Here is a 12,360-nt window from a genome sequence, read left to right as displayed (position 1 = left end):
CGTCATCCCTGCCGCACCTCGTCGCGCCAGGAATGCCGCGGCTCGTAGCCGAGCAGCCGCCGTGCCTTTTCGATCGACAGCAGCGTGTCGTGCTCGCCGACCGGCCGGCGTCGCGGCACGTCGGGGAACACCTCGGCCAGCAGTTGCTCGTTCGACCGCTCCATGACGGTGTCGGCGGCGGCGATGATGAACTGGTCGAAACCGGGTCGAGCATTCTCGAGCGCGCGCTGCACCGCCTGTGCGCCGTCGCGGGCATCGATGTAGCCCCACAGGTTCCACTTGCGGGCCCACGCGTCATCCTGCACGGCGGCGAATGCCGCATAGTCCTCGGGCCACATGACGTTCGAGAACCGCAGTGCCGTGATAGAGAGTTCCGGATGCTCCCCGCGCCCACTCCACGTACCGCCGGCGCGCTGCGCGGAGCCTGCGGGCGCGTGGGACCACCGCACGAGCTCGCTCGCCATCCGCTCTTCGAGCACCTTGACCAGTGAGTACACCGACTCGGGCCGCGGCAGGTACTCCTCGTCGACGGGCACGTACGGCGGCGGCACGTCGAACGGAAGTCCCAGCACCGTCTCGCTCGACGCGTACACGATGCGCCGGATGCCGAGCCTGGTCGCCGCCCAGAAGACGTTGAAGGTCGCGACCATGTTGTTGTGGAAGGTGGCCACGTCGCTGCGGATCCCCGGCGCGGGAATCGCCGCCAGATGCACGAGCGCGTCGAACCCGTCGTGCTGATCGTTCACGGCGGTCAGAGCATCCACAGTCTGGCCGTAGTCGGTCAGGTCGACCTGCACGAATCCCGGACCGCGCGGGCCCGTGGCATCCAGCCCGATGACCTCGTGCCCCGCCGCGCGCAGCTCGCGCGCGACGACCGAACCCAGCTTGCCGGACGACCCGGTGACGGCGATACGCATGTGCTCAGCCTCTCACCTCTCACTGCTCGCGCTGCTCAGACGGTGGGGATCCACACCCGCATGGTGGACGACCCGCGGTTGCCCCAAGAGTGATAGGGGATCAGCGCCACCTCGCCGGGGTCGACGGATGCCGACGGCTCGACGCTCGCGTACGGCCACAGATCCTCGTGCCCGCTCCGTCGCGCGACCGGCAGCCAGATGCGCCCGTCATGTTCGACCGGCACCGCCCCGGCGACGGCCACGACATCGTCGACATGGTCGACGCCGACCAGGTCGACGGACTCCAGGGCGAGCACTTCGGGCCCGCGCTCGATCGCGATGCACCCGCGCACGGCGTCGATGTGTGGATCGGGGCGGGTCACCCGCGGGGCGACCGGCAGCATCAGCGTGACGACGTCTCCACGGTGGAACTCGCGCTCGATCCGCGCGTACACACCGGCGGCGACGCGCCGTGCGGGCTCGACGGCCGTCCCGTCGGCAGTCAGCACGTGAAGCGTCGCCCCCTCGGCCCAGGCGGGCACCCGCAGCGACAGCGTGAACGATGCGTCGGCGGCCACCGCGATGCGCACCTCCCCGTCGGCGGGGTAGCGCGTGTCGATGTCGAGCGCGACCTCGGCGCCCGAGGGGACAGTGGTCCGCACGCGCGCGGAGGCATACTGCTGCACCTGGATGCCGTCTTCCGAGGCCGTCGCGATGTAGGCGTCGAGACTGGCCAGCGTCCGGGCCACGTTCGGCGGGCAGCACGACACCTCGAACCACGGCGCACGCAGTGATGAGGACGCGCGCGGTGAGGTCTCGGTGGGATCGGGCACGGTTCCGGGGGTGCGCTGATGCAGCGGGTTCGCGTAGAAGAACGCCGTGCCGTCCTCGGCGGGCGAGGTGGCCACGACGTTGTACAGCGTGCGTTCGATCAGGTCGGCGTATCGCGCGTCGCCGTCGGCCAGCAGCATCCGCCAGCTGAACATGATCGAGCCGACACCTGCGCACGTCTCCGAATACGCGCGGTCGCCGGGCAGCTCCCAGTCCTCGCCGAACGCCTCGTCCTCGTGCCGCGAGCCCTGGCCGCCGGTGAGGTAGGTGCGGCGTGCGACGGTGCGCTCCCATTGCGTGCGCAGAGCATCGTGCAGCGCAGTGTCGTCGTTCTCGGTGGCGACATCGGCCGCGCCGGCGGCCAGATAGTTGGCCCGCACGGCGTGGCCGCGCAGCACGTGGGCCTGACGCACCGGCGTGTCGTCTTGGAAGTACTCGCGCCCCCACGGGGTGTCGCCGAGCACGCCGTGTCCGCGTCGGTCGACGAACAGTGCGGACTGCGCGAGGTACGCCGGCTCGTCGAGTGCGCGGCCCAGCTCCGCCAGCCCCGTCTCGATCTCGGGGTGGCCGCACACTCCCGGGTTGCCGCCGGCACCGAACGTCTCGCACACCAGATCGGCGGCCCGGCGCGCGAGGGTGACGAGACCGTCGTCGGCGTCGGGCACCGTGCGGTGCCGGGCGACCGCCGCCTGGAAGAGGTGGCCGAGGCAGTACAGCTCATGGCCCCACGTGAGGTGTGCCCAGCGCGGCTCCTGACCTGGGCGGCCGAACGCCGTGTTCACGTACCCGTCGGATTCTTGGGCCGCCGCGACACGGGCGACCACCGCGCGCAGACGCGCGTCGAGGGCGCGATCGCCGCTGCGCCCCACCTCCCACGCGAGAGCCTCGAGGTACTTGTACACCTCGGAGTCCGCGAATTCCCGTCCGCGGCGGCCTTCGGGCAGACGCCCGGCGGCGGCCAGATCGAAGTTCGGCAGCCAGCCCTCGGATTCGAGGCGGTCGCCGATGTGCGTGAGCGTCGCTGCGGCGTTCACTCTCTGGCGCTGCGCCCAGAAGCCGCCGGTGATCTGCACGTCGTTCAATCCGAGCGGGCGCAGCCGCCCGTGCGTGGGCACCACGGGGGCGGAGGGAACGGGTCGAGTCATCATCATCCTTTGAACGCGCCCGACATGTGGCCGCGGATTCAAGATAGCGAGTAGTGGCGCAAAGCGCATGTGACCGGTAACATTGACGACCAGGCAAGACCGATGGAGGCAAAGGTGACAGACATCGATGAGGCCGCTGCGGCGCTGATCGACCAGACGCGCGCGGATGTCGCGCGGCTGCACGGCGAGCTCGTGCGGTACGGGCTCGTGGTGTGGACCGGCGGCAATGTGTCGGGGCGGGTGCGGCTGGGCGGCGATCCTGCGGACGACCTGTTCGTGATCAAGCCGTCGGGTGTGCTCTACGACGATCTGGCTCCCGAGAACATGATCCTGTGCCGCCTCGACGGCACCGTGGTGCCCGGCTCTACCGGCAGCGACCGCAGCCCCTCCAGCGACACCGCCGCACACGCGTATGTGTACCGGAACATGCCCGAGGTCGGCGGCGTGGTGCACACGCACTCCACGTACGCGGTGGCATGGGCTGCGCGCGGTGAGGAGATCCCGTGCGTGATCACCGCCATGGCCGATGAGTTCGGCGGCCCGATCCCCGTCGGGCCTTTCGCGATCATCGGTGACGACTCGATCGGCCGCGGCATCGTGCAGACGCTGCAGGGCCATCGCAGCCGTGCCGTGCTGATGCAGAACCACGGTCCGTTCACGATCGGGGCGAGTGCGAAGGATGCTGTGAAGGCGGCGGTCATGCTCGAAGACGTGGCCCGCACCGTGCACATCGCCCGTCAGGGCGGTGACCTGCTGCCGATCCCGCAGCAGGCGATCGACAGCCTCTACGACCGCTACCAGAACGTGTACGGACAGACTGCCGACGACAGGCGGAGCAGGTCATGAGCGCCGAAGACATCGCCGCCGGGCGCGCGACGCTCGGCATCGAACTGGGGTCCACCCGCATCAAGGCCTGTCTGGTCGGCGAGGATCCGAACGAGATCCTGGCCACCGGTTCGCATGAATGGGAGAACGCGTTCGTCGACGGACGCTGGACGTACGACCTGTCCGAGGTGCACGCCGGGCTGCAGGCGGCCTTCGCCGATCTCGCGGCCCAGGTGCAGGCCGCGTACGGCGTGCCGCTGGATCGCCTGCGCGCGATCGGCGTGTCGGCGATGATGCACGGCTACCTGGTGTTCGGTGCCGATGACCAGCTGCTCGTGCCGTTCCGCACGTGGCGCAACACCTCCACCGGGCCTGCCGCAGCGGAGCTCACCGAACTGTTCGGGCAGAACATCCCGCTGCGCTGGTCGATCGCGCACCTGCACCAGGCGGTGCTCGATGACGAGCCGCACATCTCCGAGGCCCGCTTCCTCACGACGCTGGCCGGCTACGTGCACTGGCAGCTGACCGGGCAGAAGGTGCTGGGAGTGGGCGACGCCTCCGGCATGTTCCCGATCGATGCCGCCACAGGCGACTACGACCAGGCTCTGGTCGCCCGCTACGACGAGCGTGTCGCCGGCCGGGTGCCGGCGCTGCGCGAACTGCTTCCGCGGGTCCTGTCCGCCGGCCTGCCCGCCGGCGAGCTGACTGCGGCCGGAGCGGCGCTGCTGGACGCGTCGGGCACGCTGCAGCCGGGAGCGATCGTCTGCCCGCCCGAAGGGGATGCCGGCACCGGCATGGTCGCCACGAACGCGGTGGCACCGCGCACCGGCAACATCAGCGCGGGCACGAGCATCTTCGCCATGGTGGTGCTCGAACGCCCGCTGTCGGCCGTGCACCACGAGATCGACCTGGTCACCACCCCTGCGGGCTCGCCGGTGGCGATGGTGCACTGCAACAACGGGGCCAGCGAACTGGCCGCCTGGGTGGGACTGTTCGAGCGGTTCGCCGCCGCCTCGGGGCGCCCGGTCACCGCCGACGGCGCGTTCGACGTGCTCTTCCGCGAGGCTCTGGCCGGCGCTGCCGACGCCGGTGGGCTGCTCGCCTACAACCATCTGGCCGGTGAGCCGATCGCCGGCACCGATGCCGGCCGCCCGCTGTTCGTGCGCACGCCGGAGAGCGAACTGAATCTGGCCAACCTCATGCGCGCGCAGCTGTACGGAGTGTTCGGCACCCTCGCGCTCGGCATGCGCATCCTCGACGGCGAGAGCGTCGCCCTGGATCGGATGTATGCCCACGGCGGAATGTTCCGCACCGCGGGTGTCGCGCAGCGGTTCCTCGCCGCTGCGCTGAACGCTCCGGTGGCCGTCGGTGAGACGGCATCTGAGGGCGGAGCGTGGGGAATCGCGGTGCTGGCGACATTCGCCGCCGCCTCATCGGGCCTCGGCCTGGCCGCCTACCTGGACGAGCGTGTCTTCACGGACGCGAAGACCGAGATCGCTGCTCCCGACCCAGCCGACGCCGCCGGCTTCGCCGCGTACCTCGACCGCTACCACGCCGGCCTCGCCGTCGAACGCGCCGCCGTCGCCCACCTCTGACAGCTCCTCCGCTGCATCAGCACCCCCGCATCAGCACCCCCGCATCAGCACCCCTGCATCAGCACCCCCGCATCAGCACCCCCGCATCAGCACCCCCGTACAGCACTCCCCGCATAAGAAGGACGACTCCATGACCCTCTCCACCTCCTTGGACGGCTACGAAGTCTGGTTCGCCACCGGCAGCCAGACCCTGTACGGCGACGAGACGCTGCGCCAGGTCGCGGCCCAGGCGCAGCAGGTCGTGGCAGGGCTTGCCGGTCTGCCGGTGAAGGTCGTGTTCAAGCCGGTGCTGATCGAGCCGGACGGCATCCGTCGCCTGGCGCTGGATGCGAACGCACGCGACGAGGTGATCGGTGTCATCGCCTGGATGCACACCTTCAGCCCCGCCAAGATGTGGATCGCCGGCCTGGACGCCCTGCGCAAGCCGCTGCTGCACCTGCACACGCAGGCCAATGTCGACCTGCCGTGGGATGAGATCGACTTCGATTTCATGAACCTCAACCAGGCCGCGCACGGCGACCGCGAGTTCGGGTACATCCAGACCCGCCTGGGCGTGCCGCGCAAGACCGTCGTGGGGCACGTGTCCAACCCGGTCGTGCTGCAGCAGATCGAGCACTGGCAGCGCGCGGCGGCGGGGCTGGCGGCATCCCGCACCCTCAAGCTCGCCCGCTTCGGCGACAACATGCGCCACGTCGCAGTGACCGAGGGCGACAAGACCGAGGCGCAGCTGCGCCTGGGCGTGCAGGTGAACACCTGGGGCGTGAACGAGCTTGCCGCGGCGGTGGATGCGGCGTCCTCGGCCGACGTCGACGCCCTGGTCGCCGAGTACGAACAGCTCTACGACGTGGCGGCCGAGCTGCGTCGCGGAGGCGAGCGGCACCAGTCGCTGCGTGACGGCGCGGCGATCGAGCTCGGGCTGCGCGCGTTCCTGGACGAGGGCGGTTTCGCCGCGTTCACGACGTCGTTCGAAGACCTCGGATCGCTGAAGCAGCTGCCGGGTCTGGGCGTGCAGCGGCTGATGGCCGAAGGCTATGGGTTCGGTGCCGAGGGCGACTGGAAGACGGCGATCCTCGTGCGCGTGGCCAATGTCATGGGGGCCGGCCTGCCCGGGGGTGCGTCGCTCATGGAGGACTACACATACGATCTGATCCCCGGCGATGAGAAGATCCTCGGCGCGCACATGCTCGAGGTCTCGCCGTCGCTGACCACCGCGCGCCCGCGGCTCGAGGTGCACCCGCTGGGCATCGGCGGCAAGGACGACCCGGTGCGCCTGGTGTTCACCGCCGATGCGGGGCCGGCAGTCGTGGTGGCCATGAGCGACATGCGCGACCGGTTCCGGCTCGTGGCCAACGTCGTGGACAACGTTGCCGCCCCCGACCTGCCCCAGCTGCCGGTGGGCCGTGCGGTGTGGAAGCCGCAGCCCGACTTCACGACCTCGGCGACCTGCTGGCTGACCGCCGGCGCCGCCCACCACACAGTGATGACCACCGCCGTGGGCATCGACGTGTGGCGCGACTTCGCCGAGATGGCCCAGACCGAGCTGCTGGTCATCGACGAGGGCACCACGGTGGCCGGCTTCCAACGCGAAGTGCGTTGGAACCAGGCGTACTACCGTCTCGCGCAGGGGCTGTAGGCGACGCTCCTGCGCCGCTGCCTCGCCGTGGCGGAGTAGCGTCGAGGCATGACCGTGTCAGCCGCGCTCGGCATCGAGCATCCGATCGTCCTGGGCCCGTTCGGCGGACTGTCCTCCGTGGCGCTGGTCGCCGCTGTCAGCGACGCCGGCGGCCTCGGCTCGTACGGCCTGTACGGGTATTCGGCCGACCGCATCCGCGACACGATCGCGCAGCTGCGCTCTGCCACAGACCGGCCGTTCTCGGTGAACCTGTGGCTGCCCACCGGCGACGAGGTCACCCCGGCCGACGTGGACCTCGGCCCTGCCTCAGACGCCGTCGCAGGGCTGTTCGACGAGTTGGGTGTACCGGTGCCCGTGCCGCCGGCGCGGTTCCTGCCCGACGTGCAGGAGCAGTTGGATGCGGTGCTGGATGCCGCCCCCGCCGTGCTCTCGCTCGTATTCGGCGTGCCCTCGGCCGAGCTTGTCGCCGCCGCGCACGATCGGGGCATCCGCGTGATCGCCGGGGCGACGACCGTTGCCGAGGCTCGGGCGATCGATGCGGCCGGAGTCGACGCGATCGTCGCCAGCGGTGCCGAGGCCGCAGGCCACCGGGTCTCGTTCCTCGCCCCGCCGGAGGACTCGCTGATCGGGTTGGTCGCGCTGGTTCCCCAGGTGGTGGATGCCGTGACCGCCCCCGTGATCGCCGCTGGCGGCATCGCGGATCGGCGAGGGGTGGCCGCGGCCTTCGCGCTGGGTGCGTCCGGAGTGCAGGTGGGAACCGCGTTCCTGCGCACGCAGCAATCGGCCGCCTCGGCCGCCCATCGCGAAGCGATCGCTGCGGCCGTGGACACGACCACCCGGCTCACCCGGGCCATGAGCGGCCGGCCGGGCCGCGGCATCCCGAACCATGCCGTGCGCGAGATCGAGGCGGCCGATCGCATCGCGCCGTTCCCCGCGCAGAACTGGCTGACCGGCCAGTTCCGCGCTGAGGCGGGCCGACGTGGGCTGGGGGAGTATCAGTCCCTGTGGGCCGGGCAGGGCGCCGCCCTTGCCACCCGCACCGACGCCGCCGACGTGTTCGCCGAGCTGCGCGCGGGCCTGCCCGCCTGACCCGTCCCGCGTCGAAATCACGTGTGTTCGTCCAGCACACATCGATTCGACGTCAATTGCGTGTGCTCTCGTCGAAACCACATGATTTCGACGCGGGCGAGAGCGGACTCAGCGGCGGCCGAACAGCCGGCGGCGCGGGCGCGCAGACGACTGGTCCGAGGCCGCACGCGCGGCGGCATCGGCGGCGACCGCACGCTCACGATCGGCGCGCCGCCGTCGCCAGGCGGCGAGCTCGGCGTCCACATCGCGGGTGGGCGTGACCACCGGCGGGCCGCCCAGCAGCTGGCGCCGCGCCTCGATCACGCGGCGGTTGAAGTCCTCCAGCGCTTCGCGCACTTCGTCTTCGCGGCGCAGCGCATCGAGGGTCTGCTCGAGCTCGGCGCTTTCGACACGCAGCGTCAGCGCGGCCGGCCCCAGACCGGTCAGCTGCTCGGTCTGGATCTTGCGGCGGATCCACCAGTCCGGATCGTGGTGGTCGCCGAGCCCCTCCAGGGGCTTGCCGGCTCCGGGAAGATCGTCGAACTCGCCGCGGCGGATCGCCTGCTGCAGCGACGTCTCGACGTACGCCCACCGTTCGGTCTCGGTCATGGCCCGCGGCGTCGCCCGGGGCTCGTCGTGGTCGGTGAAACGTTCGGGATGCTCGCGCCGCTCCTGCTCGAGACGGTAGCGGGCAGCGGCTTCGCGTGGGTCGTCGGGCATCTGGCACCTCCCGTTCCTGCGAGCCTACGACACGCGCCGGGCCCCCGCGAAGGCCTGGTACAGCCCGACGGAGCACCGCCCACAGGGTGGCGGAGCCCTCCGAGTAGACTCGAAGCTCATGCACGGTCGCCCGCTGGCGTCCGGCCGCGGCATCCCCCCGATACCCAGGAAGACTTCGCACCATGGCACGCACACCCTTGTCCGGTACGCAACACGCGCTTCGTGCGGGAGATTACGAGGCGGTCGTGGCCGGCGTCGGAGCCTCTGTGCGCCTTCTCACCTTCGCCGGTCGGCATCTGACGGTGCCGTTCGGCGCCGACGAAGTGCGCCCGGGGCATCGCGGTGCGACGCTGGTTCCCTGGCCCAACCGCATCGTCGACGGCCGCTACACGTTCGACGGCGTCGACTACCAGCTGTCGCTGACCGAGCCTGCCCGTGGGCACGCACTGCACGGTCTGAACTCCTGGGTCGAGTACCTGCCGGTGCGCAAGGGAGCAAGCCACGTCACCCTCGAGTCCGTCGTCGAGGCGCAGAAGGGCTACCCGTGGCGAGTGGTCGTGCGCACGACCTACACGCTGGACGCCGACGGCCTCACGCAGGCGGTGACGGCGACCAACGAGTCCGAGCGGCCCGCCCCGTGGGGCACGTCCGCCCACCCGTATCTGGTCGCCGGCGACGGTCATGTCGACGACTGGACGCTCGAGCTGCCGGCCGCGCAGGTGCTGCACGCGGCGGGCGAGCGCATGCTGCCCGACGGGCTGACCTCGGTCGAGGTCGACGCCGAGCGCTTCGACTTCCGCACGGCGCGCTCGATCGGTGGCGTGCAGTTGGACCACGCGTTCACCGATCTGACCTCCGACCCTGACGGTGCCTTCGCCGCGCGGCTGACGGACCGCTCCGGTGCGGGTGTGGAGATGTCGTGGGATGCTGCGTGCCCGTGGGTGCAGGTCTACACGTCCGATCAGCCCGGTGGTGCCGCCGATCCGGCGCACCGTGCCGGGGTCGCCGTCGAACCGATGACCTGTGCGCCCGACGCGTTCAATGCCGCGACGTATCCGTACAAGACCGGCCTCATCGTGATCGAGCCGGGCGAGTCGGTGACGGCGCAGTGGCGCATCGCCGCGATCGCCTGAGCGCATGCCGTGCGGGTGCCGCCCCGCGAGGGAGATTCCCTGCGTTGGACGCTGATGCCGCGCACTACGCTTGAGGAGGATCATCGAGCGGGCGCGGGAGGTGCGGTGTCGGACACCAACCGGACTGTGCGGTCATGGCGACGTCCGAAGCGCATGAAAGTGGCCGACATGGTCGCCGAGGGCCTCTACGTCGCTTCGGCGGCGACCCGGCTGTCCCTGAAGAACCGGATCCTCGTCGAGACCCTCGCCGGCGGCAAAGACTTCGACGTGCAGCGGTTCGTGCCCGAAGCGCGCGCCACACTGCTGGACCTGGCTGCCGAAGCCGAACAGGACGCTCAGCGCATCGAAGCCGACCGGCGCCGGGCGCGTGGCCGCTACACCGACTCGTATGGCACGCACGACTACCGCAGCCGCGACGTGCGCAATCTGCGCACGCGTCAGCGCCAGTCCGAGCGTGTCGCGCAGGAGCTGCGCGAGCGAGCCGACGACCCCGACGAGCTGCGCACCCTCGTCGAGGACGCCCGCGAGGCGGCCTGGGCCGAGGTCGAACGCAACCTCGACAGCACGTTGCGCATCGAGGCGGCCCGCCCCGACCTCGAACCCGACTATGCGAAGCTGCGCGAGGCGCGCATGCAGTCGCTGCGGCTCGTGGATCTGCCCCGCCTGGCCGCCCATCGCCGCCGCAATGCGCAGGGCGCGGCGGGCGGGCTCAACGGACCCGTCGTGGACGACGCGCCGGTCGTCGTCGGCGGTGTGGACCTGTCCGAATTGGAGTGATTGCTCGATTCGCGGTGGGCCTGTTCGTCGGTTAGGATGAATGACTGTGCGCGGCAACGTGCGCGAGCGCTCGTAGCTCAATGGATAGAGCATCTGACTACGGATCAGAAGGTTGGGGGTTCGAGTCCCTTCGAGCGCACACTGTGTTGAGACAGTGGTCGAAGCCCCCTCGCGAGAGGGGGCTTTCGACGTCTGCGGGGCTTAGCCTGAACGGGTGAGTGCATACGTCTCGGCCTTCGAACTGTTCTCGATCGGCGTCGGACCGTCGAGTTCTCATACGGTGGGCCCGATGCGCGCCGCCCGTGACTTCGCTGCCCGCCTGCGCGAGGCGGGAGCCCTGCCGCGCGTCGCGCGAGTGGCCTGCACGCTGTTCGGGTCGCTGGGCGCCACCGGCCTCGGGCACGGCACGCCCGACGCCGTGGTCGCAGGGTTGCGGGGCGAGGCGCCCGAGACGGTCGATCCGGCGTCGGTGCGCGCGGCGTGGGTCGATTGGAGCGACGGCGCGATGCTGACGGTCGACGGATCGCATCCGGTGCCTTTCGCTAAGGCCGACATCGCTTTCGCCGCGCGCACGCGTCTGCCCGCGCACCCGAACGCGATGACTCTGACCGCGTATGACGAGGATGCCGCGACCGTCGCCGAGGAGACGTACTACTCGATCGGAGGCGGCTTCATCCGCCGCGAGGGCGAACCCACCGCCGTGTCGAAGCATCCGTATCCGCTGGCGTTCGACACCGCGGCCGAGCTGCTGGCGCTGTGCGACGAGCAGGGCCTGACGATCGCCGAGGCCGCACGGCGCAACGAAGAGAGCCTGCGCGGCGAGCAGGAGGTCGCCGCCGCCCTCGACGCGATCTGGGACGCGATGGCCTCGTGCGTCGAGGGGGGACTGTCGGCCGAGGGGGTTCTGCCGGGAGTGCTCAAGGTCAAGCGCCGCGCGAGCACGATCCGCGCGCAGCTCGAAGAGAGCGAGGCCGACCGCGGCCGTGAGCTGCCGGGGGAGTGGCTGGGCGCCTTCGCGCTCGCCGTGAACGAAGAGAACGCGTCGGGCGGCCGGGTGGTGACCGCACCGACCAACGGCGCGGCAGGCATCGTGCCCGCCGTCGCGATGTACTGGTGGCGGTTCTTGGCCGATTCCGGCCTGAGCGTCGGCAACGCCGTCACCCCGCACGGCGAACTGGTCGGCAGCGCGCTGCTCGACGTCGACGGCAGGGCGCAGGACGCCGAGACCGCCGCGGCCGATGACGCCGTCGCCGAAGCCAACCGGCGCCGCGGCATCCGTCGCTATCTGCTGACGGCGACGGCCCTCGGATCGCTGTTCAAGGCGAACGCGTCGATCTCGGGCGCCGAAGGCGGTTGCCAGGCCGAGGTCGGGTCGGCCTGCGCGATGGCCGCCGGCGGGCTGACCGCGGTGATGGGCGGCACGAACCGCCAGATCGAGAACGCCGCCGAGATCGCGATGGAGCACCACCTGGGCCTGACGTGCGACCCGGTCGCCGGGCTCGTGCAGATCCCGTGCATCGAGCGCAACGCGATCGCCGCCTCCACCGCCGTGACCGCCGCCCGCCTCGCCTTGCGCGGCGACGGCTCGCACTATGTGCCGTTGGACACGGTCGTGGAGACCATGCGCCAGACCGGCATCGACATGTCGACGAAGTACAAAGAGACCAGCGAAGGCGGGCTCGCCGTCAACGTCATCGAGTGCTGAACCGCTGCGCCCTCCCGGCGCGGTCGGGGCCG

10 protein-coding genes and 1 tRNA gene are annotated in these 12,360 nt (G+C 70.7%); 8 read left to right on the top strand and 3 right to left on the bottom strand.

Annotation, left to right across the window (positions count from 1 at the left end; all coding sequences use genetic code 11):
• Positions 1-2: 2 nt before the first annotated feature.
• Positions 3-917 carry an NAD-dependent epimerase/dehydratase family protein gene (locus tag QU603_RS13140; RefSeq protein ID WP_308491826.1) on the bottom strand — a complete coding sequence of 305 codons (915 nt, stop codon included), beginning with the start codon at positions 915-917 and terminating at the stop codon, positions 3-5.
• A gap of 35 nt (positions 918-952) precedes the next feature.
• Entirely contained in the window at positions 953-2,872 is a 1,920-nt protein-coding gene (locus QU603_RS13135) for a glycoside hydrolase family 127 protein (protein WP_308491825.1), read from the bottom strand.
• A gap of 114 nt (positions 2,873-2,986) precedes the next feature.
• On the opposite strand from QU603_RS13135, the gene QU603_RS13130 reads away from it, so the two are divergent.
• From QU603_RS13130 to QU603_RS13115, 4 genes are all read left to right on the top strand, one after another.
• The gene (locus QU603_RS13130) at positions 2,987-3,718 is read left to right on the top strand and encodes an L-ribulose-5-phosphate 4-epimerase (protein WP_308491824.1); all 732 of its coding nucleotides are present in this window, start codon (positions 2,987-2,989) and stop codon (positions 3,716-3,718) included.
• Positions 3,715-5,292, top strand: a complete 1,578-nt coding sequence (locus tag QU603_RS13125; RefSeq protein ID WP_308491823.1) for a xylulokinase — start codon at positions 3,715-3,717, stop codon at positions 5,290-5,292. Before QU603_RS13130 ends, QU603_RS13125 begins: the two co-directional genes overlap by 4 nt.
• 130 nt (positions 5,293-5,422) lie before the next feature.
• Entirely contained in the window at positions 5,423-6,925 is a 1,503-nt protein-coding gene (araA, locus tag QU603_RS13120) for an L-arabinose isomerase (RefSeq protein WP_308491822.1), read from the top strand.
• 48 nt (positions 6,926-6,973) lie between these two features.
• Complete coding sequence (locus QU603_RS13115) at positions 6,974-8,014, top strand: NAD(P)H-dependent flavin oxidoreductase (RefSeq protein ID WP_308491821.1); 1,041 nt, start codon at positions 6,974-6,976, stop codon at positions 8,012-8,014.
• 108 nt (positions 8,015-8,122) lie between these two features.
• On the opposite strand, the gene QU603_RS13110 is transcribed toward QU603_RS13115, so the two are convergent.
• Complete coding sequence (locus QU603_RS13110) at positions 8,123-8,713, bottom strand: DnaJ family domain-containing protein (protein ID WP_308491820.1); 591 nt, start codon at positions 8,711-8,713, stop codon at positions 8,123-8,125.
• Positions 8,714-8,895: 182 nt separating this feature from the next.
• On the opposite strand from QU603_RS13110, the gene QU603_RS13105 reads away from it, so the two are divergent.
• The 4 genes from QU603_RS13105 (at position 8,896) to QU603_RS13090 (ending at position 12,328) form a co-directional block, all read left to right on the top strand.
• Complete coding sequence (locus QU603_RS13105) at positions 8,896-9,846, top strand: aldose 1-epimerase family protein (protein WP_308491819.1); 951 nt, start codon at positions 8,896-8,898, stop codon at positions 9,844-9,846.
• Between the two features lie 168 nt (positions 9,847-10,014).
• Positions 10,015-10,623 (top strand): asparagine synthase, encoded by a 609-nt coding sequence (locus QU603_RS13100; RefSeq protein ID WP_308491818.1) that lies wholly within the window; start codon positions 10,015-10,017, stop codon positions 10,621-10,623.
• Between the two features lie 66 nt (positions 10,624-10,689).
• A tRNA-Arg gene (locus QU603_RS13095) sits at positions 10,690-10,762 on the top strand.
• A 75-nt stretch (positions 10,763-10,837) separates the two neighbouring features.
• Positions 10,838-12,328, top strand: a complete 1,491-nt coding sequence (locus tag QU603_RS13090) for an L-serine ammonia-lyase, iron-sulfur-dependent, subunit alpha (RefSeq protein WP_308491817.1) — start codon at positions 10,838-10,840, stop codon at positions 12,326-12,328.
• The last annotated feature ends 32 nt before the right edge of the window (positions 12,329-12,360 follow it).

The organism is Microbacterium terrisoli (genome assembly GCF_030866805.1).
GTDB classification, from domain to species: domain Bacteria; phylum Actinomycetota; class Actinomycetes; order Actinomycetales; family Microbacteriaceae; genus Microbacterium; species Microbacterium terrisoli.
The sequence above is the reverse complement of the archived record's forward strand: the minus strand, read 5'-3'. Positions and strand labels throughout refer to the sequence as shown.